General features: G+C 46.2%; 13 protein-coding genes and 1 tRNA gene. 5 read left to right on the forward strand and 9 right to left on the reverse strand.

Annotated features, from left to right (window positions below):
* The first annotated feature begins 45 nt into the window (after positions 1-45).
* A tRNA-Lys gene (locus MJO46_RS19785) sits at positions 46-121 on the forward strand.
* A gap of 192 nt (positions 122-313) precedes the next feature.
* Here the strand turns inward: MJO46_RS19785 and MJO46_RS19790 are convergent.
* From MJO46_RS19790 to acs, 3 genes are all read right to left on the reverse strand, one after another.
* Positions 314-574, reverse strand: coding sequence for a GrxA family glutaredoxin (locus MJO46_RS19790; protein ID WP_253990793.1), 261 nt, complete (start codon positions 572-574; stop codon positions 314-316).
* Between the two features lie 60 nt (positions 575-634).
* Positions 635-2,389, reverse strand: coding sequence for a DEAD/DEAH box helicase (locus tag MJO46_RS19795; protein WP_253990794.1), 1,755 nt, complete (start codon positions 2,387-2,389; stop codon positions 635-637).
* A gap of 248 nt (positions 2,390-2,637) precedes the next feature.
* Positions 2,638-4,590, reverse strand: coding sequence for an acetate--CoA ligase (acs, locus tag MJO46_RS19800; RefSeq protein WP_253990795.1), 1,953 nt, complete (start codon positions 4,588-4,590; stop codon positions 2,638-2,640).
* A gap of 174 nt (positions 4,591-4,764) precedes the next feature.
* On the opposite strand from acs, the gene MJO46_RS19805 reads away from it, so the two are divergent.
* Positions 4,765-8,205 (forward strand): NahK/ErcS family hybrid sensor histidine kinase/response regulator, encoded by a 3,441-nt coding sequence (locus MJO46_RS19805; protein WP_253990796.1) that lies wholly within the window; start codon positions 4,765-4,767, stop codon positions 8,203-8,205.
* A 74-nt stretch (positions 8,206-8,279) separates the two neighbouring features.
* Here the strand turns inward: MJO46_RS19805 and bioA are convergent, their stop codons facing one another.
* Positions 8,280-9,617 (reverse strand): adenosylmethionine--8-amino-7-oxononanoate transaminase, encoded by a 1,338-nt coding sequence (bioA, locus tag MJO46_RS19810; RefSeq protein ID WP_253990797.1) that lies wholly within the window; start codon positions 9,615-9,617, stop codon positions 8,280-8,282.
* A 122-nt stretch (positions 9,618-9,739) separates the two neighbouring features.
* Between bioA and bioB the strand changes: the two genes are divergently transcribed.
* Genes bioB through bioD form a run of 3 tightly spaced genes read left to right on the forward strand, consistent with a single transcriptional unit; the run spans position 9,740 to position 13,542 of the window.
* The gene (gene bioB / locus MJO46_RS19815) at positions 9,740-10,792 is read left to right on the forward strand and encodes a biotin synthase BioB (protein ID WP_253990798.1); all 1,053 of its coding nucleotides are present in this window, start codon (positions 9,740-9,742) and stop codon (positions 10,790-10,792) included.
* A 4-nt stretch (positions 10,793-10,796) separates the two neighbouring features.
* Positions 10,797-12,785 carry a malonyl-ACP O-methyltransferase BioC gene (gene bioC, locus MJO46_RS19955; RefSeq protein ID WP_301542057.1) on the forward strand — a complete coding sequence of 663 codons (1,989 nt, stop codon included), beginning with the start codon at positions 10,797-10,799 and terminating at the stop codon, positions 12,783-12,785.
* A 34-nt stretch (positions 12,786-12,819) separates the two neighbouring features.
* Complete coding sequence (gene bioD / locus MJO46_RS19830; RefSeq protein ID WP_253990799.1) at positions 12,820-13,542, forward strand: dethiobiotin synthase; 723 nt, start codon at positions 12,820-12,822, stop codon at positions 13,540-13,542.
* 91 nt (positions 13,543-13,633) lie between these two features.
* On the opposite strand, the gene MJO46_RS19835 is transcribed toward bioD, so the two are convergent.
* The 5 genes from MJO46_RS19835 to MJO46_RS19855 form a co-directional block, all read right to left on the reverse strand.
* Positions 13,634-15,928 (reverse strand): TonB-dependent receptor, encoded by a 2,295-nt coding sequence (locus MJO46_RS19835; RefSeq protein ID WP_253990800.1) that lies wholly within the window; start codon positions 15,926-15,928, stop codon positions 13,634-13,636.
* A gap of 44 nt (positions 15,929-15,972) precedes the next feature.
* Positions 15,973-19,926, reverse strand: coding sequence for a cobaltochelatase subunit CobN (locus MJO46_RS19840; RefSeq protein WP_253990801.1), 3,954 nt, complete (start codon positions 19,924-19,926; stop codon positions 15,973-15,975).
* Positions 19,913-20,236 (reverse strand): DUF2149 domain-containing protein, encoded by a 324-nt coding sequence (locus MJO46_RS19845; RefSeq protein ID WP_253990802.1) that lies wholly within the window; start codon positions 20,234-20,236, stop codon positions 19,913-19,915. The genes MJO46_RS19840 and MJO46_RS19845 overlap by 14 nt, the downstream gene beginning before the upstream one ends.
* A gap of 11 nt (positions 20,237-20,247) precedes the next feature.
* Positions 20,248-20,862 carry a MotA/TolQ/ExbB proton channel family protein gene (locus MJO46_RS19850; protein ID WP_253990803.1) on the reverse strand — a complete coding sequence of 205 codons (615 nt, stop codon included), beginning with the start codon at positions 20,860-20,862 and terminating at the stop codon, positions 20,248-20,250.
* A gap of 324 nt (positions 20,863-21,186) precedes the next feature.
* Positions 21,187-22,155, reverse strand: a complete 969-nt coding sequence (locus MJO46_RS19855; protein WP_253990804.1) for a DUF3187 family protein — start codon at positions 22,153-22,155, stop codon at positions 21,187-21,189.
* Between the last annotated feature and the right edge of the window lie 691 nt (positions 22,156-22,846).

The raw sequence follows: 22,846 nt of genomic DNA on the forward strand, positions 1-22,846 counted from the left end.
ACAAATGCCAAATAATAAGTGAACAGTTTATCGCAATACCTAGATGGGTCGTTAGCTCAGTCGGTAGAGCAGTTGGCTTTTAACCAATTGGTCGAAGGTTCGAATCCTTCACGACCCACCACTTATTTCTTCAGCTGTACCTCTCTCGAATTTCCCTGAATTTTCCACGTTAAACTCCAATATTGAGAACCTAATTCAATACCTTCGTTTTACTTATTCCACTGCACATATTTTTCTAACATAGTAGTGATAAAAACTAAAAAGGAGACCTTAGGTCTCCTTTTGCATTAAGCGGATCACATATCTATGTCACTTAATCTAACAGATTGTTATCACGAATATATTGTTCGAAGTCTGTGCAGCCACCTACGTGTTTTTCATCAACGAAAATTTGTGGAACGGTTTCTACTGGCTTACCCACTGTCTTTTCAAGATCTGCTTTAGAAATGCCTTCGGCATGAATATCGACATATCTAAATTTAAAGTCATCACGTTTTTCAACGAGCTGTTCAGACAGTTGTACCGCACGCACGCAATAAGGACAGCCGGGACGGCCAAAAATAACAACGAACATAATAGCTCCTTAGGATTACTTTATGGGTTTTATACCATAGGCACAGGTGAATTGATAATGTCAGATGTGTTTATTTTCAGTTTGATAGCGGCCTTGATAATCAAAATAGCTTTCGAGTAAATCCCAGCCCTTTTTATGCTTTTTTAGCAGCAAGAGATCGGGCATACGGAATTTATTCCGATCGCTGATTAACTCCGCCACCTTAGTATACTTTTTCGGTTTTAATCCTGGCGTACGGCTATGGGGGAAAATAAACAGCGCATATAGCGCCCTCCACTGGGCTGGCGTTTGCAGCTTAAAACGCCGAATAAAGCTATTGCCATCGATATCAAGGTATTGAACCTTGAGATTGCCATCATCGTCAATAAGCAGCATATCTTGGCATCGAAAGAGGTGATGGTGCTGCTTATTCAACACTTGCTTAAGGCGTTTGTCGGGGTCGATTAATGTGGATTGGCAATGCTGACAAATACGCGCAGCGATATCATTCTCTTCACCGCAATCAGGGCAAGATTTAGCGCGAAATCGAAAATCACACTGCCGCTTCTGACCTTGTACTTCGACTATACCCTGACAGCGGCGACCATAGTGTTCGATAATGTCGCCATCATCGTCTGTGAGTCCCCAAAAAATATTGGCAAAATGACATACAGGGCAGTGAACTTGGACTGGAACCGATTTGCTGTTTGGCTTAACTTGGCCTACCTCAGGGAAATATAAATCATAGCCATTTGCCGCATAATCAATGACTAAACAGTCTTTTTTCCCTTCGCTTAATCTGAGTCCACGGCCAATCATTTGTTGAAACAAGCCCACCGAAGCCGTAGGACGCAATATGGCGATGAGATCGACATGGGGAGCATCAAAGCCTGTTGTCAGTACGGCCACATTCACCAGAAATTTAAGCTCCTGCGTCTTAAACTGCTCGATTAAACTATCGCGCTCGCTATCTGGGGTTTGCGCCGTCACTATGGCGCTCTGCTGGTGATGTTCCTTACACAGCAGGGCAAAAATTTCCTCGGCATGGCGCACTGTGGCTGCAAAGATAATAATGCCCCTACGATGATGACTCAGCTCTATCAGTTGTTTAACGATAGCCGTTGTCGCTCGCCCAGCATGGTCAAGCAAGTCATTGACTTGTGTCTCGTGGTACTCGCCATTTTCATTGGGCTTAATCTGGCTGAAGTCATATTGGGCACTCAGACCATCAAATAATGTTGGCGGTGTTAAGTAACCTTGTTTGATCAACGGCCTTAGCGGCAGTTCAAAAATACACTGCTCAAATACGCCAAGTTCAGGGGAGCCAACTTTACCATGGTAATGCTTCTTATAAATCCAGCCAGTGCCAAGGCGATAGGGGGTTGCCGTGAGGCCTAACAAGCGCAGCTGTGGATTGTGTTGGCGTAAATGTGCGAGCAGTTGTTGGTACTGAGTGGTTTTTTCTAAGCTGACCCTGTGACATTCATCGATAATCACGAGGGAAAAAGCCCCATCAAATTGGGATAGTGCCCTTGCCGCCGATTGAATACTTGCAACGACGGTTTTTCCGTCTGTGGCTTTTTGATTGAGCCCAGCGGCATAGATGCTGGCCTCGGTGGTGAGTAAACCGACTTTCTGGGCGTTTTGTGCAACTAATTCTTTCACATGGGTGAGCACTAGCACTCGCCCTTTAGCAATGCGTGCAAGTTCGGCGATCACTATGCTCTTACCTGCACCCGTAGGTAATACTAATACGGCAGAATCAGTGCTTTGCCTAAAATGGTTCAGGGCAGCATCGACCGCTTGCTGTTGATAGTCTCTCAGTGTGACTGACATGCTGGGTTTGATGGACACGCTGGCGAAAAATCTATGCTGAAGATGAGTGAGTTGCCAAGCTTAACATATAAGGTAAAAAAAATGCCCCTTGGTTGGAGGGGCAAGCTAGAGAAAGGGGCAATCGGCACTTTCTCAACAGGGTTGGATTAACTCAAGGTTACCAATGAAAGGCTGCGCTTAATCAACCTGGTGAGCGATTAAGCGCAGAGTTTGTAAGCGCAGAGTTTGTAAGCGTAGAGTTCGGCTGGTTACTCGGTACGATTCAAACGGGTTTCAATCAAGGTTTCGATCACCGCTGGATCCGCTAAGGTGGACGCATCACCTAAATTTGTCACCTCGTTTGCAGCAATCTTACGCAGGAAGCGGCGCATAATTTTGCCTGAACGTGTCTTAGGTAAACCGCTTGCCCATTGAATAAGATCCGGTGTCGCGAGAGCACCAATTTCTTTACGAACCCATTGGCGCAGTTCCTGACGCAGTTCTTCACTCTCTTCGGTGCCACGGGTTAATGTGACATAGGCATAAATACCTTGGCCTTTAATATCATGGGGATAACCCACAACAGCGGCTTCGGCGACCAGCTCGTGTGAAACCAGCGCGCTTTCAACTTCAGCGGTACCCAATCGATGGCCAGAGACGTTAATTACGTCGTCCACTCGGCCTGTGATCCAGTAGTAACCGTCTTCATCCCTACGGGCACCGTCACCGGTGAAATACATGCCGCGGAAGGTTTTAAAATAAGTCAGCACGAATCTGTCATGGTCGCCATAAACAGTGCGCATTTGGCCTGGCCAAGAGTCGAGTAATACTAAGTTGCCCTCGGTTGCCCCCTCTAAAATATTCCCCATATTGTCTACTAGAGCGGGTTGCACCCCAAAGAAGGGGCGGGTCGCCGAGCCGGGTTTAGTGTCGGTGGCGCCGGGCAGTGGGGTGATTAAAATACCGCCCGTTTCTGTTTGCCACCAAGTATCGACGATAGGGCAATGTTCATGGCCAATGACTTCGTGATACCAGCGCCAAGCTTCAGGATTGATAGGTTCACCGACCGATCCCATGATACGTAAACTGCTGCCATCAAACTTGTCGAAGTGTTGTTTGCCCTCGGCCATTAATGCACGGATAAGAGTAGGGGCGGTATAAAGAATATTGACCTTATGGCGATCAATCATCTCGCCTAGGCGAGCAGGGCTTGGATGATTAGGTACGCCTTCATGGATAAGCACTGTGGCAGCATTGGCGAGTGGGCCGTAGACCATGTAGGAATGCCCCGTGATCCAACCCACATCGGCAGTACACCAGTACACTTCGCCGGGCTTGTAGTCGAACACATATTCATGGGTCATAGAGGCGTATACCATGTAACCGCCTGTGGTGTGCAACACCCCTTTAGGATTACCGGTAGAGCCTGAGGTGTAGAGTAGAAAAAGTGGGTCTTCTGCGCCCATTTCTTCTGCGGCGCAATGCTCAGATGCGGTTTTAACTAAAGCATGCCACCAGACATCGCGGCCTTCAACCCAGTCAACTTTACCGCCAGTGCGTTGCAGTACAATGACTTTTTCAACACTGGTGACATCGGGATGCTTAAGTGCATCATCGATATTACGTTTAAGCGGAATAGCACGGCCACCGCGCATCCCTTCATCGGAGGTGATGACTACCTTCGACTTGCCATCGATAACGCGCGATGCGATAGAGTCTGGGGAGAAACCGCCAAAGACCACGGAGTGAACCGCGCCGATGCGGGCACAGGCCAACATTGCCACGGCGGCCTCTGGCACCATAGGCATATAAATGGTCACTATGTCACCACGGCGAACGCCTTGACTGCGCAGGGCATTGGCAAATTTACAGACTTGAGTATGTAGCTCGCCGTAGGTAATTTTACGTTGCTCGTTGGCGTTATCGCCTTCCCAAATAATGGCGACACGGTCGCTGTGTTCACTCAAATGGCGATCGAGGCAGTTGGCGGAGGCGTTGAGCGTGCCATCGTAAAACCAGTTGATGGAAAGGTTATGGTCGTCGAATGAGGTTTTTTTGATTTTAGTGTAAGGCTTGATCCAATCGATGCGCTTGCCCTGTTCCCTCCAGAAACCCTCTGGATTGACAATCGACTCTTGGTACATTTTTTTATATTGTTCGTTATTTACAAGTGCATTGGCAGCGATATTGCCGGAGACTTTGTAGAGAGACTGCGAGCTCATAGGGCTTCCCTTTTGAAAAATTGCGTGGTCTGAGTATGGTATGCAAGGGGGAGATAACTCCATTAGACCTTGGTCTAGTTTTAAAATTTCCTTTATATTTAGGCTGTTGCAGTTGAAATTCTGGCTAGATTTCAGCCACTATTTATCGCACAATAACGGAAAAAAGAGCAAAATATGAATTTAACCTTAGTAGTTTCCGTTATTGCGGTTTGTTATGTATCACTTTTATTCCTACTGGCTTGGGGAGCTGAACGTTGGTTCAGTGGTATAACCAAGAAACTGCAAGTGGTGATTTATGGCCTGAGCCTTGCCGTATATTGTTCATCCTGGAGCTTTTTAGGCACAGTGGGGCAGTCGGCTAAGGATTTTTGGTCCTTTTTGCCGATTTTTATTGGCCCAATTCTGATCTTTACCTTAGGTTTTGGTATGTTGCGCAAGATGGTATTAGTGTCAAAGGCACAAAATATCACCTCTGTAGCCGACTTTATTGCCGCCCGTTACGGTAAATCCCAAACCCTTGCCGCCTTGGTCACTTTGATCGCGCTATTTGGCATCATGCCCTATATCGCGCTGCAGCTTAAGGCCATGGTCTTTAGCTTAAACCTCTTTCAACCCCTTGATGATCCCCTCGATGGGGTGACAGTCCCTCTGTTGATCACTGCGTTGTTGGCTATTTTTGCGATTTTATTTGGTACCCGTAAGCTCGATGCCACCGAGCATAATCCCGGTATGATGCTGGCTATCGCCTTTGAATCTTTAGTTAAACTGGCGGCGTTTCTCTTGGTGGGTATCGTCATCAGTTTCGGGGTGTTTGATGGTTTTGGCGATATTTGGCAACAGGCCAGTGCTAAGTCTTTAATTAATTATCCTAATCCGCGTGTCGAAGCCTTAATGCCGGAGTTATTAGTGGGCATGGCAGCATTTTTATGTATGCCGCGTCAGTTCCATGTGATGGTGGTGGAGTGCGCCGATGAGTCTGTGCTTTCTAAGGGGCGCTGGTTATTCCCCTTGTATTTGGCCTTGTTTGGCCTATTTGTTGGGCCGCTCGCCTTGGCCGGACAAATCATTCTCGGGGATACCGTCGCCGCCGATACCTATGTGATTAACCTGCCACTGGCGTTAGATCAACCGCTATTGGCGGTCATCGCCCTGTTGGGAACCTTATCCGCCGCCACTGGGATGGTGATAGTGGCGGTGGTGACTATTAGTGTGATGATCAGTAATGAGTGGCTGGTGCCTGTGATGCTACGCACAGGGCATATCCGCGAGAAAAATTTTAGCCAGTTTTCCCAGTTGTTACTCAATGTGCGCCGTTTGGCGATTGTGATCATTCTCGGTTTGGGCTACGGCAGTTATCTTGCCTTGTCCGACAGCGACTCTTTATCCCACTTAGGCATGTTGTCCTTCGGTGCCTTTGCCCAGTTAGCTCCGGCGCTGGTTGGGGGACTCTATTGGAAGCACGGTAATCGTGCCGGCGTCTTTTTAGGGCTCGGTGTCGGTTTTAGCCTGTGGTTTTACATCATGCTCCAAGGTATGACGGATAGCCACGGCGCGGCGGCGCTCGTTTCCAGCGACCTTGATCTGTTAGATGCCATTACTCCCAATGTGCGTGATGCACTGACGGCATTGTTTGCCAATATTGTCTGTTATGTTTTGGGGTCAATTTGGTTTAGGGCTGGGGTGGCGGAGCGTATTCAAGCCAGTGCATTTGTCAGTCCCGGTAAGTTAAAAAGCAGTGCGAATAAAAAGAATGGCCCGATTTCCCAGCAGGATTTACTGATCCTTGCCAGTCGTTTTGTGAGCCCTAGTCGCGCCTATGAAAGTTTTAGCCACTTTTCCAGCGATGCGGTGAAGAGTGATAGCTGGCACAAGGCGGCGCCAGCGGAGCTAATTTCCCATACTGAACGTTTACTCGCTGGGGTACTTGGGGCTTCAAGCGCGGCCTTGGTGATGGACTCTGTGCTGCAGGGGCGGGATTTAGCCTTGGATGAAGTCTTTAGTTTGGTCGATGAAGCCTCATCCAAAATTATGCTTAGCCAAGATATGCTGCGGGGGGCGATTGAGCATGCCTATGAGGGTATGAGCGTTATCGACAGTGATTTAAATTTGGTGGCATGGAATTATAAATATGTCGAGTTATATCAATATCCTGAAGGATTTTTACAACAAGGAATGCCCATTAGCGAAGTGATCCGCTTTAACGCCGCTCGGGGCTATTGTGGCCAAGGTGATATCGAGTTGCAGGTCGAAAAGCGGGTACAGCATATGCGTAATGGCACGCCCCACACCTCGGAGCGGCAACGTAAAGATGGCAAAGTGATTAAAATTCAAGGCAACCCTATGCCGGATGGCGGCTTTGTGATGACCTTTACCGATATTACCCAATATCGCCAGCAGGAGCGGGCATTGCTCGAAGCCAATGAGACCCTAGAGAGTCGGGTCAAAGAGCGTACCTATGAGCTGGCGATGCTAAACAGTGAGCTGCTTGAAGCCAAGGCCCTAGAAGAAAGGGCTAACGCCTCGAAAAGCCGATTTCTGGCGGCCGTGGGGCACGATCTAATGCAACCCTTAAACGCGGCAAGATTATTTACTGCGTCATTATCCCAGTATCCTAATCTTGACCGTGAGGCGCGTACGACCCTATCCCATGTGAATAGCTCGCTGAAAACCGCCGGTGAGCTGCTAACGGATCTGCTCGATATCTCAAAACTCGATTCTGGCATGGTAGAGGTCAATCGCCGTGATTTTGCCATCTCGGAATTACTCAATGGCTTAGCCGTCGAATTTGAAGCTATGGCTGGGGATAATCAGATCCGCTTCAACATGTTGCCCTGCAGTGCCACGGTAAACTCGGATCCCTCATTGCTTAGGCGGGTGTTGCAGAACTTCCTTACTAATGCCTATCGCTATGCCCGTGGAGGGCGAGTGCTTTTGGGTTGCCGTCACCGTGGTAGCGAAATTGAAATTCAAGTGTTAGATACCGGCTGTGGTATTGATGAGCGTGAGACCCAAGAAATTTTTAAGGAGTTTAAGCGGCTGAATAATCCTAAGAGCAATAATGTCAGTGGCCTCGGCCTAGGCTTAGCTATCGCCGATAGGATCAGCAAAGTGTTAGAGCACAGTATTCATGTTTCCTCGCAGTTAGGGCGGGGGTCAGTGTTTTCGATCCGAGTGCCAAAGGGAGAAACCGTGCGGCAGCCACAGGTCAAAGCTTTACCTTCTCTGCTACAGCCGTTGTCGGGGATTAAAGTATTGTGTATCGACAATGAGGAGGCCATCCTCGCGGGGTTAGAAAGCTTGCTCAGTCGCTGGCAATGCGAGGTGATTTGCGCCAAGGATCTCGCCGATGCTCGGATAAAGCTTGGTCTTAAAGGGGTGGCTCCCGATATAGTGCTGGCGGATTTTCATTTAGATGATGGCCAAAATGGGGTCGATGCTATGGACGGTATTCGCGCCCTCTATGGGCAAGAACTACCGGGGATTTTAATCACCGCCAATACCCGTAAGGAGTTAGTCGAGGATGTACAGCGCCGCGGTTATCACTATATGGCGAAAATGATTAAACCTGCGGCGCTGCGGGCATTGATCTCCAGTCTAGTGAAGTCAACCCGTTAATCACCAAAGTGCAGTTGGCTCTAAGCTTAAGCTGCGCGGGTTTATGTAACTGAGATTGTTTATTTTATAAGGGCTTATCCGTGGCTGATGAAGGATGCCGTTGCCTGTGTTGGCGCTATGTCATCAGCTAAGGTTATCCTAGCGGCCACTTGCTTCATCGCAGCTGTGAGTTGGCTTAATTGCATGGGGGTGATGATATAGGGCGGCATAATATAAATCAGATTGGCAAAGGGCCTAACCCACACGCCTAAATCGACAAATTGCTGCTGTAACTCAGCGGTATTGACGGGGTCGTGCATCTCTAACACGCCCACAGCGCCCAGCACCCGCACATCCTTCACACTGGGTATGGTTATCGCGTCCCTAAGCTCAAGGCGCATTTGTTGCTCAATGGCGGCAATCTGCGAGCACCATTCATTCCGATTGATGATATCAAGGCTGGCACAGGCGGCCGCGCAGGCGAGGGGATTTCCCATAAAAGTGGGACCATGCATAAACACTCCTGCAGGAGATTGGCTGATCCCTTGGGCGATGTTATCTGTGCATAGGGTGGCCGCAAGGCTGATATAACCGCCTGTGAGTGCCTTACCTAAACACAGAATATCGGGCGTGATATTGGCATGTTCATAGGCAAACAGCTTGCCTGTGCGGCCAAAGCCAGTAGCGATTTCATCGAGGATAAGTAGTACATTAAACTCATCACACAATTTGCGCAGGCCTAATAAATACTCCGGGCTGTAAAAACGCATTCCCCCCGCGCCCTGCATTATGGGCTCGATGATCACCGCGGCAATATCGCAGTGCTGCGCGCTGAGTATGCTGCGCATTTGCGTTAAATCATCTGGGTGTAAAGCCTCACCAAAGCGAGTTTTTGGGGCATCGGCAAAGGATTGTTTGGTGACTGTTTCACCAAACATAGTGTGCATCCCGCCCTCGGGATCGCACACACTCATGGCGGCAAAAGTATCGCCGTGGTAGCCCTTTTTAACGGTCAGGATCCGCTGTTTTTGAGGTTTTTTCTGACCTTGCCAATATTGCAACGCCATCTTGATGGCGACTTCGACCGCAATAGAGCCTGAATCGCATAAAAAGACTTTGGTGAGGGGTTCACAGGTCATCGAAATCAGCTTTTTACATAACTCAATAGCTGGGGCGTGGGTAATGCCACCAAACATCACATGGCTGAGTTGATGCAGCTGTTTTTCCATGGCAGCGATAATCTCAGGGTGCCCATAACCGTGTACACAGGCCCACCAAGAACTCGTACCATCGACGAGTTTGCGACCATCGACTAATTCCAATTCGCAGCCCTTGGCACTGTGTACCCCAAAAACGGGAAGCGAGTGGGTCATGGAGGTATAGGGATGCCAGATATGGGCACTATCAAAGTCAAAATCGAGTAAATTGCGCATCATAACTCACAGTGTTGGTGATAAAATCGCCAGTGGTAAACCTGTATCACTGGTTGACGTTGACAGTTTAAGGGCTGAGGTTATCCTAGCCAAGGTAAAATACAAAAATAAAAGGGTGTTCAATGTCGCAGGTGCAAGTTCGTCATGATTGGAAGCGGGAAGAGATCGAAGCCTTATTTGCGCTGCCGATGAATGACTTATTATTTAAGGCTCACAGTATTCACCGTGAAGTCTACGATCCTAATGAAGTGCAAATCAGCCGCTTGTTGTCGATCAAGACGGGGGCTTGTCCTGAAGATTGTAAATATTGCCCCCAGAGTGCTCGCTATGATACAGGTCTAGAGAAAGAGCGTTTGCTGGCGATGGAAACCGTGTTGACTGAGGCGCGCAGTGCGAAAGCCGCTGGAGCTTCCCGTTTCTGTATGGGGGCCGCTTGGCGTAACCCCAAAGAAAAAGACATGCCCTACCTTAAGCAAATGGTGCAAGAAGTTAAGGCTTTAGGCATGGAAACCTGTATGACCTTAGGCATGCTCACCGAAGGGCAGGCCAATGAATTGGCTGATGCGGGTTTAGACTACTACAACCACAATTTGGATACCTCGCCCGAATATTATGGCGATGTGATCACCACTCGTACCTATCAAAACCGTTTAGATACCTTAAGCCATGTGCGCGCATCGGGCATGAAGGTCTGCTCCGGCGGTATTGTGGGCATGGGCGAAAAAGCCACCGACAGAGCGGGCTTATTGCAACAACTGGCGAATTTACCCCAGCATCCCGATTCGGTGCCGATCAATATGTTAGTCAAAGTGGCGGGTACGCCTTTTGAAAAACTCGATGATCTCGATCCCTTAGAATTTGTGCGTACCATAGCCGTGGCGCGTATTTTGATGCCACTTTCCCGTGTGCGCCTGTCCGCAGGCCGCGAGAATATGAGCGATGAGTTGCAGGCCATGTGCTTCTTTGCCGGGGCGAATTCGATATTCTACGGTTGCAAGTTGCTGACAACGCCAAACCCAGAAGAAAGCGATGATATGGGGTTATTCCGCCGATTAGGTTTACGTCCTGAACAGGGCGCAGTTGCCACCCTCGATGATGAACAGGCAGTGCTGGCCAAAGCCGCCGCCCATCAAGATAAATCGACGGCGCAGTTCTACGATGCGGCGGCACTATAATTAAATGAGTTTTCTGCTTGAAGCGAAAATAGCTGCTCGTCAACAGGCTTTGTTTGAGCAAGGACTGCTGAGGCAACGCAACGCCTTATGCACTGACAGTTTATGTACAGAGAGCATAGGAGACTTAAGCCCTCGGTTTTTATTCGAGGGGCGAAGTTACCTTAATTTCAGCAGCAATGATTACCTCGGCCTAAGTCGTAGCCCTGAATTGATTGAGGCGCTGCATAGCGCGGCGCAGCAATATGGGGTTGGTGGTGGAGCCTCCCCCCTAGTGACAGGTTATAGTGAGGCACACTTTGCCCTCGAACAGAGGCTCTGTGAATTAACGGGCCACCAAGGGGCGCTGCTATTTAGCTCAGGCTTTAGTGCCAACACGGCCTTGATGAAAACCCTGTTCGATAAGAATGATGTGGTGATTGCCGACAAGCTAGTTCATGCATCCATTATTGATGGTTTACGTGACAGTGGTGCTGAATTAAAACGCTTTTTACATAACTCCCTCGAGAGTGCCGAGCGGTTACTTAGCCGCCACTCAGCATCGGCGCTGATCACCGAAAGTGTATTTAGTATGGATGGCGATAGTGCCCCCATAGCGGCACTATCGGCACTCTGCCGCCAACATCAGGCGTGGTTGATTGTCGATGATGCCCATGGTTTTGGCGTACTAGAGGGCTTTGACCATGGCAACGCCGCCGAGAGGATTGATGTGCAAGTGGTGACCTTTGGTAAGGCCTTAGGTTGTCAGGGCGCTGCGATTCTAGGTAGCAAAACCTTGATCGATTTTCTGGTGAGTAACGCCCGGGAATACATTTACTCCACTGCACTTTCGCCCGCCAACGCGACGTTGGCGCTGGCCGCGACGGAACACTGCAGAACCCACCCTGAACTGCGGCATAAACTGGTTGAAAATATCAAATTATTTAAAGAGCTATGTCATAGTGCGAATGTGCCATTATTAGGTTCCGATACCGCCATCCAGCCATTAATCATAGGCGATAGCCTGCAAACCTTAAGGGTTGCAGATGCGCTAAAGGCGGCGGGGATCTGGGTTGGGGCTATCCGCCCGCCTACTGTGCCCGTCGGTTCCGCGCGGCTTCGCATTACCTTAAGTGCATCCCATAGTGCTGGGGATATCGTCCATTGTGTCAATGTGTTAGCACAGGTGCTGCAGGATGCGAAAGTACCTAGGGTCAGTGAGCGCGAGCTTAACACGAGTGAGTTGGATGTGCGGGCAGACAATATTGCCGAGCGGTTTTCTGCTGCCGCCAATAGTTATCAAGATCACAATAAGTTACAGCGGCTTAGTGCGGCAAGTTTGCTCAATGGCTTTTCTGCTAAAGGTCATCTTTTAGATATTGGCGCAGGCCCCGGCACTCGGTTCGATAGTCAAGGCAAGGCCGCAGATTCATCTAAGGTATTTGCCCTCGATATCGCGCTGGGAATGCTGCAAAAACTTAAGCAGACTTATCCCCATTACCAGAGTATTTGCGCCGACGCCGAGCAATTGCCCTTTGGCGATAACACTATAGATAGCATCTATTCGAATCTTGCGCTGCAATGGTGTGTGGATTTTCCCGCCGCCGTTGCCGAAATGGCACGGGTACTAAAGCTAAAGGGGGAGTGCCATATCACTGTGGTGGCCGATGGCAGTCTCAAACAGCTCGCGGCGTTAGGTTTGCGAGTGAATGCGTTTTCATCTATGGATGCGTTACACAGCGCCTTTGATCTTAAGCAGTGGCAGTTATTCGACCTTGAATTAGTGCCGATAACGGTACATTTTGACACCCTCAAAGCCCTGCTTTACTCGATAAAAGGTGTCGGTGCTTCAGTGCAATCCCATCATGATTGTGCATCACAAGCGAATGAAATACATAGGCTTCGTGGTCGAAAGGATTGGCTAGCACTCGTCTCGCGTGCCGAAACATTACGCCAAGCCGAAGGCTTGCCTTTGACCTATCAGATTGCACAAATTCGTGCCCGTCGATTAGGCTAGGCTCTATCGATATCTGTTCAATAAAGGATTAACGATGTTTTTTGTCACAGGTACAGATACCGACAGCGGTAAAACCTTAGTTACATCTGGCTTATTAATGGCCATTAACCGTGAAAGTGCGCGTTTAGGCTCCCAGTGGTTAACCCTTGGGGTAAAACCTATTGCTTCGGGCTGTGAGATGACCTCATCAGGCTTACGTAATAGTGATGCTCTACAATTAATGGCTTGTTCCACTCTCAAATTGTCCTACGAGCAGGTGAACCCCTTTAGCTTTTTACCTGCCATTGCGCCGCATATTGCCGCTAAAAATGCGGGCATTAATCTATCCCCAGAAGTTATTGCTGCACGATTAGATTTGCCCGCCTTTGCTGCGGCGGATCTGTGTTTGCTTGAAGGCGCTGGCGGTTGGCGTTTACCCTTAGGTGAGGGGCGTTATCTCTCTGAACTCGTTCAACAATTGCAGCTACCTGTGATCCTTATCGTGGGAATGAAACTCGGTTGTTTAAATCACGCCCTTTTAACTCAAGAGGCGATATTGGCCGATGGACTTAAGATTGCGGGCTGGGTCGCGAATAGTGTCGATCCAAATATGAGTATGTTTGAGGAGAATCTGACGAGTCTTAAAGAGATGATGACAGCGCCTTTCCTGGGTTGTGTGCCTTTTCTTGAGTCTCCTACGGCTGACAATGCAGCGAATTTTTTGCATTGTGAAGCATTAATAAAGCGGGTTGTCACTGAGGCTTGCTCGCCGAAATGACTTGGCATTTTACTTTTAATGCTATTTGAGCCGCTATTTGCAAAAGGTTATACCTGACCTTTTGCAAATAGTGTGAATGTTAAGACACTCTCTAATAATTCAGGCGTAATTCTGCAAACCAAAAACGTCCAGGGCTGACATAAAATTGGTTGTATTGCTCGTTGAATAGATTATTAATACCAAGTGACGCTGTGATGTTGTCAGAAACAAAATAAGTGGTTTTTACATCGGTTAACTTAAAAGAGTCTGTTGAACCTGGCACATGGGTTACTACATCCGTATTGGTTACATTGGTAAAGCGTTTACTTTGATAGCTATGGTTTGCAGTAATATACCAACTGCCTTGGCGCCAATTCAGGTTCAAGTTGTACATATTTTTTGGGGTTTGTGGAAGAGCTTTACCGACAACATTTGGATTAGGGTCTTTGGTGACTTCACTGTCCGTATAAGTGTAGTTGGCTGACCAGCCTAAACCATAGTCCCATGTGCCTTTGAGTTCTAACTCGATTCCTTGAATTTCTGCTTCTGCGACGTTTTGAGGCATACTGATACCATCAACCGTTTGAGTTGCAATACGATCATCAATCTCAGAACGGTAAATCGTTGCTATAGCATTGATATTATTTTGAAAGCTGTGGTCAACCCCCAACTCCCATGAAACCAATGTCTCTGGTTTTAAATCAGGGTTACCCACATAGATATTTCCTCCTAGGCTTGCGGTACCAAAAAACTCGTACAAATTGGGTGCTCGAAATGCTTTGCCCAGAGAGGCTCGGTAACTGGTATCGGTATTGGGTTTATAAACCATTGATATTTTAGGACTGATAGGGGAATCTGTTACCTTGTCATAGGTAATACTGCCGGTTCCACCTGCTTGAGTGTAGGAGTGAGATTCTCCTCCGCGCATTTCCCACCAATCTTGTCTGGCACCGATATAGACAGTGAACTCATTATTCAGTTGCCAAGCATCTTGGACATAAAAAGAACGTATTTGGTCTTTGGCTGTGGTGTCCGCCGACATAAATACTTTGGACTTTGGATCTGTCCAATTGCTTAGGCTCCAACGCTCTTCAGTGACATCTCCTTCGTTTGCAGCGACTCCTAGCACTAGCGTATGATTATCGCCTAGGGGCATATCTAGCTGAACGTCAATGCTTTTTCTGGAGCTTTCAGTTGCAGGTGCTAGCCGACCATCGCCACCCTCAAAGGTGACCGGATTCATGGGGGCATGTCCAGCATTGGCGGTGGTGAGTCCTGCAATAATTGTCGTCGTTTCTTTACTAATATACCCTGCACAGATGTGTAAATTGATTTGATCCCAGCTTGTACTCAAATTCAACCCTGTATTGGTTTGCGTTGTACTCCCCCCACGAGCAAACAATGCGCCATTTAGCCAAGTAGTAATGGGGATATTGCCATAGGTTGGAATATTATCGACCTTGCCTGATGCTGTGACTTCGGTGGTGCGTAGTAGGCTATGTGGCTGATCATAACCATATACAGAGTCAGAGTTAGCGTAGCTAAGGTCTAGACGAGTATCATCCGATGGGGTGTAAGTTAATCGAAGACCGTAGGTTTCATCATTGAACCAGTTATCTCCCATATCACCAATAAGATTGCTTTTTCCTCCGACGTTAGTTGTGTAGGGGACCCAACCTGTAACGCCTTCGGGAAGTTTATCAATAACCGCATCGGAAGCATTAACGTGGGTCGTTGGATAACCATCGGTTTCACGCTTGCGGTAGTTTGCTCCTAATGCAACGGAATCCAGTATTTTTAAGGTACCTTGTAAGGCTTGATCGCTAAAATTTTCAGGGGCGATACTATCAGCTGGACCGCCTATCCCCAGCTTCATTGAAAAACTGTTTTCCTCGGGGACTTTAGTAAAAATATTGACGACACCGCCTATGGCGTTGCCACCATAAAGGCTAGAAAAGGGGCCGCGTACAACTTCAATTTGTTGCACATTTTCACTGTCAATCATGGTCCAATTGACTTGCCCATTGCGGGAATCATTTTGGGGAACGCCATCGACTAACACTAAAGTATCCCGTGCATTACTCAATCCTCGCATTGTGAGCGAGGGCGTGGTTTCCATAAATCCCTTGGTGCGTCTATTCATCACACCGGTTGTTTTTCCTAAGGCTTCATCAATGGTAAAGAGTGTCATTCCTTGGATATCTTCCTCCGTGATCACATTAATGGCGGAAGGGGAGGATTTAATATCCTGCGTAGTACGTGTTGCTGAAACGACGATGATCTCCATTTCATCGGTCTCTTTTGTGGTTGATGCTTGTGCTTCCATACCCGTGGTAGTAAGAAAGAGTGCTAGCGCTAGTACACTAAAAGGATAAGGAATATGAGTAGGGTTGCCTTGATACATCATTGTTATCTCCATGAAAAATGATGGCTTTTTAAGAGTGTCTCATTTTAGGGGCACATTTTAGCGGGGCGGTTGAAACCCAAGATAAAGGCTAGGCACAATAGCAAATAGCTTAGCCAATGCAGCCAATTGGAGGGGCTTTGTTGTTCAGTTGAATGGGTGAGATTGACTTCTTCTATGGCGTATCCTTGAACAGCTTCTGTCGCTTCATTTGGTTTTTTGAGCGATTCAGATGACGCTTTGCTTGGCTGCTTAGAGGGTGTGGACATTATTGGTTGTGGCGCTAATTTCGGCGCCGCCACTAATTTTGCCTGGATCAGTTTTTCTAATATGGGATCTTCACATCCTTGGTCATCGCAACGGACGCCTTGCTCCTCCACCAGTCGGGTGATGCGCTCACTCAAATCTTCAACGGTTTTTGCATCGGCTTGCCAATAGCCCTTACGGACGGCTTCCAGCATGCGGGACATCATCATTTGGTATGCCCCTAAATTTTCAGATTCGCGGAAAAACTGTTCCATATCTAATTGATAGCGATCCTGTACATAGGTTTGGTACATCTCATTCCATTTACTCGCATCCACGGCGTCTGGCACTGTGACCTGCCATCCCCACATATTCTGCACCACACTATTGATGAACTTAGCGCCAGCATAGCCCTCTGCTTGCATTGCTTTTATCCATTCAGGATTAAGGTAGCGAGAACGTAATTCGCGCCCCATAAACCGTTCTAGGGTTTCTTGTTGAGCTTGGTTCGGATCCGCAAGGTTACTTATCGTCACCTCCGGACTTTTACCATCTACGGCTCTAACAGCCATGGATACACCACCGAAGGATGCGAAGGGATCATCGCCATCAAGGACTTGAAAGACATGACTAGAGCGAGCATGTACTGTGATGGCGGTTCCCGATAAGGCATTTTTGAATAGCATTTGCCCAACTTGGGTGGATTTACCCGTTTCAACCGTATCTCCAGATTCCCCCCAAAAGCCTTGTCCATAGAAATGGCTCATTCGCTTAAAGTACATCTCTGTCAGCGTTTGATCGTTATCCCAAGTATCAGAACGATCTATCGCGCTTTCCAAGTTTGTGCCATAGGCTCCTGATGGAACAGAAAATAGCCTAACCGCGGCCATTCTGGTGGCTAAGGTGGTCTCAACGCCATTGGCTTCGAGCATAGTTTGTGTTTTTATCGTATTGATACGTACCTGGTTATCCTGCTCATCCTGGGCTTGGGCAAGCGTAAAGGCTTGGCCTAGTAGAGTAACGACATTAGCAAAGAGATCTCGGTGTAATCCGGATGGGATCACTGTGACATCAATTCGAGGTCTGCCTAATTCTTCACGGGATATGGCGTCGACGCCGCGCACTATGCCTCTTTCATCGTAGCGAGGGCGTATACCGAGCAAATACATGATCTGCGCTTCTTGAACTCCTTCATTACGCATAGTTTCAACGCCCCAAAGGGTAAAGGTTAACTTTTTAGGATATTCGTTATGGCGCTGCCGATAGTCCTCAATCAGCTGATTTGCGAGCTTTTTACCTATTTCATAGGTTGCTTTCGTAGGGATACGGCGTGGATCAAAGGAGTAAAAATTGCGTCCTGTGGGTAAAGCATCGGGATTACGCAGTGGATCTCCACCTACGCCCGCTGGAATGTACTGGCCTGACAAACCAGCCATAAGAGCATCGAGTTCTTGTTTAGCGCTAGCTGAAATGGCTGACGTTAATTGGGCTATACGTTGTTTATACTGCTGTTTATCCAGTGAAGGCTCAATTGATAGAATCGCTTGCGCTGTTTTTTGGATTTGGTCAGCACTTGGGGATACCCCAAAGCTGTGCAGTCCCATCGGATTAATACGGTCTGAAATTTCTTCAAGATAATGATGAATATCCTCAACGAGTTGATGGGATGACTCATTATCCTGAGTGATTAAAGTTGGTGCCTTTGCCCCGATTGCTGTTGGGGTTTTACCTAAATCTTGTAAAATCCCGAGTTTTTCTGCCTGTAGCTTAATCTCTTTAATCTGTGATGCCGCCAATTGTGGGTTTTGTTGCCGCGCGCGCTGGTAACTTTCGATCAGTTCCTTAAGGGGTTGTAGTTCAGGGTTTAAGGAGGTTCGATCCATGGGAGGGGTTAAATGGGTGATCATAATGCCCATACCACGACGCATTGCAATGGTGCCTTCTCCGGCATTATCCATGATAAAACTATAAAAGTTTGGCAGATCTCGAATGAGATATTCAGGTGCATCTGTGATGTTCATACCCGCCTCACGACCAGGAAGCCATTCATGGGTACCGTGTGTGCCAAATTGAAACATGGCATCGGCTTTAAAAACGTTGTGCAGCCAAAGATAAAACGCAATATATTGATGTGACGGTGGAAACTTTAGGTCGTGATAGAGTTTTTCAGGATTTTCAGTTTTTCCTCTAGAGGGTTGTGGTCCAAGTAAGACATTACCATATCGCCGTACGGGTAAAACAAAGTAGGCAATTCCTGCACTGTCTTTATAGGTCATAGTGTTACTTTGCTCAGGACTTCCCCAGGTCTTTGTGACCAACTCCTGCGCTGATTGTGGCAATGCTGAAAACCATTGCTGATAAGTTGATATTGGTAAAAGTACCGGCTCACCTGAGGCGGCGAGAGTATCAATTTGTGACTGCTCCCAGTTAGGGAGATTGGCGCCATATTTGAGAATATCTTCACGTAATAGGGCTGGATCCTGAGGCAGATTTTGGGTGTGATATCCTTCTTGCTCGAGGCGCTTAACCACCTGCCAAATACTTTGTGGCAACACATTAAGGTATGCTGCACCAACATTGTCTCGCCCAGGAGGAAAATTAAAATACTGTAGAAAGATGCGCTTTTCTGAGTTAGGTTTTTGACGCAAGGTTACCCATCGTTCGACTCTATTGGCTAGCATGGATACGCGTTCAGGTATCGGCTGCTCCTCAATATAAGTGATGCCAGATTGGGGATCTCGCATTGCCTGTTTAGCGGCATATACCGTGGGTTGTATTAATCCAACCATTTCCGGCATCGCTAATTGCCAAGATCGTTCAGTAATATCCATCCCAACCGATGAAGCCTCCCATTCCTCGATTGAAGTTGAAAAGAGTGAAATGGCATTTATCACTGGTACATTAAGGCGTTGAAATAAGGGCGTGAGGATCTCCGGAGTGACGCCAATTTTTATGCTTGCAGCAATTATGGCCTCTACCCTTGAATGGCCTTGGTCATCGAAAAAATAGCGTTCAATGGGAAGTTGTGCTGGATAACCAAATACCGTCATCACGTTTAGCCCACGATTTTCTAACTCTTTAATTACTGCATCAATATGGGTCGTGCTGCCTGCCATAATATTGCTTTGGTAAACCACAAATCCAATCCAAGGTTTGCCAGATTTGTATTGATGATAATCTTGCTTAAAACGCTCAAAATCAGCATATACAGCACCCGTATCAGCATTATACAAACCTATTTCAGGTACGGCTTCAGGTGGTTGATAGGCAACATTAATCCCTATGTGGTTAAGTGCGTAAAGTAGCCCATTACGAATATTCGTTGCCCCAGCATTGGCAAAATACTGCTGGATTTGAGGATCCTCAATTATTCCATTTTTTTTATCGTTTTCATTAATGCTAGAGCCAAAAGCATATACTTTCGCACCGTTATTGATGGCCTGTTGGAGAGCTGGCTGAACATGGTTGATTAGATTTCTTCCAACCATTTGTATGATAATTAAATCGGATTGGCGGAGATGAATTAAATCCTGCTCGTTTAACTTAGAGCTAGAGTAAATACCAATATCAGCATCCGTTATGACATTAAATTCTGACTGGATATTCTTTACGACGGAAATCGTTTGGCGTAGTGAGCTGTCACCCAGTAATAAACTGACGCGGGTCGTCTTTGCCCATGCAAATTGAGTGACGAACAGCAAAAACACACAGAGGAATAGAGTAAATGACGTTTTATAATATTTAGTCGGGTACATATACCACTCGGCCATCATCTAGCTGAAATGCGGTTCCTAGCCTGACACCTTCACCACTCAACTCTGTTTTGGTCACTTTTTGTACTTTTATTTCAGCCCCTTGTTTGGTGACAACCTGCATTTCTCCTTGGGCATTTTTGGTCGTAATAGTGACTTGGGACTTTTCATCCATTAATCCAAGCAAATTAAAAGTCGTGAAGAGTGCTATCATCATACTGACAATCACAACAATACTGGCATCAAATAAATTAGCGATCCCAGCTAAGGGGTCCATATCTTCACGTTGGGACGTTGATATGTTTTTTCGCATAAACTTTAGACTCATAGTGAGCCTTCTATAACATGCGTTTCATTGAGAGGATTTAAATTAGTGGTCGTTTTAGGATCCATTAAGACGTGGTCGATTGAAGTCAATTCGGCAAGGTAACGTATTTCATTCTTGTCATTATTTACCCAGTTTTCCTTGACTAATGCTAATGCAAATGCAACTACGCCTGTACCTAATCCTACAATCGCTGAATTAAACGCGTTAACCATCATTCCGGCCATTTCAGGCATATTCCCCTGTGCAAGGGCGGCAAGCGCAATCCCCATAGGAATAAGTGTTCCCATCAATCCAATCCCTGGAGCCGCACGCACAATAAAACGAAGACGTTCATTATTTGTATTTGCTAATTGTTCTGTTTGTTGTATTAATTTCTCGAGTTCTAGATCTAAATATTTGTGTTGGGTATCTTGGATGACATGGACTAATTTATGACGGAAGTTGTCAATTAGAGGGCGTTCACCTTGTCTACGATTAAGATATTCACGGAGTAGGTTGCCCGCTAGAATAACCACGTACAGTACCATGCCGACTAAGCCGAGTTTTACAGGGTAGTAACATAGGGTAGCCACAGTAACTAAAAATCCCTCAGTCATATCCATTACTAGCATTAATTTTTTCCTTACAAAAAGAGGTGTACTCTTATTTTATTAGTAGGTACTGAACTGTGCATGCGTATCAAGAATAGAATGTGACTTGAGTCATAGAGAATATGGTGGTTAGTGATGATCGTCATTATTCCTGAATACATTTTTTAAAACTACCTAACAGATCACAAAAAAATTACATTCCAAATATTATGGCCCCGCCGACATTAACTATTTTTAGTGGAAGATACGGAGTGGTCGTTTTTGTATAGTTAGTGTGGTGTATTTTAAATGCAATCAATTGGTTAAATGTGTTTGTGATAATTGTATAGGAATTTAAATGTATGCTTACAAATTTATTCTATAACCAAGTGTAAATGCAATATCCGTACTATTGTCCATGTTGAGTAAGTTTTCAATTACAGTAAATTCAATTGCACTATTATCTAAGTAGTATCGATATCCCAGTAATACTTCATTTGAGGATTCTGAAAAATCATTATCAGTTTCAAGCACACCTTGATAGTGGTGAATTTCAATTAACCAGCCGTGACGCTCTACCTGATATTCATATCCTAGTCCGTACATTAAAGCATTGTCATTATAGGGGATATTTCTTAATGCTTCTTCATCTTGCCTAAAGCTAATGCCAAGAGTGGAATGAAAGTGATGTCTATTTTGGCGGTAACTGTAATTAAGTTGTACTGCTTGTTCAAAGTTTTCATTTGTAAAAGGACCTGAATCGACAGTGTTGTAATACAGGCTGCCGCCAATCGAGAGACCGTGATATGCGTTCTGAAATAACTGATAACCTAAATACAAAGTGAATGCATTATTTAATGTCTCACCTGAAAAATCAGTTAGATGAATACCGTCATTTGAATAGATTTGATTTTGATGCTTTGGTGTGTCAGCTCGACCATTTTGACTAAAGCCGAGTGTATCATGGAACCACGTTGTAACAGAATCGAGCTGGTTATTCGAGCTAAAACGCCATTGATAATTTGTGTCAAGCATCCAGCTATCGCTGAGTTGCCATCGTAGGCCTGCACTCAAAGTGTTGTGATAATAGTCGGCAAAGTAGTCATCGGTTTCGGCCCACACACTTGCCGCAGTTCCTGAGAAGTAAACTTCTTTTTGTCCATGAGATAATGAAAAACCAGATCGTAGCAGAGGAGTTAAACTTACTGCTTGGGCTGGTGACTGAGCGTAGACTTGCAATGGTCCATAGTTGCTAGCAACCCGATTACTTGCGAAAGCATTGGCGGCTGAGATCATTAAAAAAAGCATTGTTAACCGAATGAGAATAGACGACATAGCAAAAGTATCCATGTGAATAGTGTTAATCAAAATGCAGATACAGGCATGTAGCTTAGAACGATGGATTTATATATTCAACATTAAATGTCATCAAATTTCATAGTATGACATGAGATAGTAATACTAATCCAAGCCAAAAAATTCTACCGACAAATGGTGGTAATATCAGTAGTAATGTCAATGTTAATATAAATAAAGTGGTGATTTTAAATATATTATTAATGCTGTATTGGTTGAGTTTCATTGTGTTTTTGATATGACAATTAAGAGTGGTGAAGTGTGATAAATGGGTTCAACTAAAGCTATTTACAGATTTAATATATTTCAATATTACCTTTATACAAAAGATGAGTAAATCTAGTATTTATGAAAAGTTCCCATTTTATGGTGGAATAAATGGAACTGAGAAACCATATTTTTATTCGTGCCATAGTGCTATTAATATGATCCTGCTACATCTGTCATCGTTATGTTTATCTCTATCGTTTAATGTATTATCTTTTGATTCAAAAGTTTAATTGATTTTAGGTAAATGTTTCCAAAATGAAAAGCCAGCAAATGCCTGTCTCTTGATCACAAGTCTTCGTGATTGAGAGACATGGCCAATTCGTAACCCTCAAGGATGGTTTGTAACCTAAACCATCCTTCCCACAATACCTCTACACAAGCTCGACCTGTCCGCTTGGTA

It is taken from the genome of Shewanella sp. KJ2020 (assembly GCF_024197625.1).
Lineage (GTDB): Bacteria > Pseudomonadota > Gammaproteobacteria > Enterobacterales > Shewanellaceae > Shewanella.

What these genes read in the sequence shown, in the direction of transcription:
- MJO46_RS19850 (WP_253990803.1), bottom strand. Translation starts at nt 20,862, where the DNA reads ATGCTAGTAATGGATATGACTGAGGGATTTTTAGTTACTGTGGCTACC.
- bioC (WP_301542057.1), top strand. Translation starts at nt 10,797, where the DNA reads ATGAGTTTTCTGCTTGAAGCGAAAATAGCTGCTCGTCAACAGGCTTTG.
- MJO46_RS19840 (WP_253990801.1), bottom strand. Translation starts at nt 19,926, where the DNA reads ATGTACCCGACTAAATATTATAAAACGTCATTTACTCTATTCCTCTGT.
- bioB (WP_253990798.1), top strand. Translation starts at nt 9,740, where the DNA reads ATGTCGCAGGTGCAAGTTCGTCATGATTGGAAGCGGGAAGAGATCGAA.
- acs (WP_253990795.1), bottom strand. Translation starts at nt 4,590, where the DNA reads ATGAGCTCGCAGTCTCTCTACAAAGTCTCCGGCAATATCGCTGCCAAT.
- MJO46_RS19835 (WP_253990800.1), bottom strand. Translation starts at nt 15,928, where the DNA reads ATGATGTATCAAGGCAACCCTACTCATATTCCTTATCCTTTTAGTGTA.
- MJO46_RS19790 (WP_253990793.1), bottom strand. Translation starts at nt 574, where the DNA reads ATGTTCGTTGTTATTTTTGGCCGTCCCGGCTGTCCTTATTGCGTGCGT.
- MJO46_RS19805 (WP_253990796.1), top strand. Translation starts at nt 4,765, where the DNA reads ATGAATTTAACCTTAGTAGTTTCCGTTATTGCGGTTTGTTATGTATCA.
- MJO46_RS19795 (WP_253990794.1), bottom strand. Translation starts at nt 2,389, where the DNA reads ATGTCAGTCACACTGAGAGACTATCAACAGCAAGCGGTCGATGCTGCC.
- MJO46_RS19855 (WP_253990804.1), bottom strand. Translation starts at nt 22,155, where the DNA reads ATGTCGTCTATTCTCATTCGGTTAACAATGCTTTTTTTAATGATCTCA.
- bioA (WP_253990797.1), bottom strand. Translation starts at nt 9,617, where the DNA reads ATGCGCAATTTACTCGATTTTGACTTTGATAGTGCCCATATCTGGCAT.
- bioD (WP_253990799.1), top strand. Translation starts at nt 12,820, where the DNA reads ATGTTTTTTGTCACAGGTACAGATACCGACAGCGGTAAAACCTTAGTT.
- MJO46_RS19845 (WP_253990802.1), bottom strand. Translation starts at nt 20,236, where the DNA reads ATGCGAAAAAACATATCAACGTCCCAACGTGAAGATATGGACCCCTTA.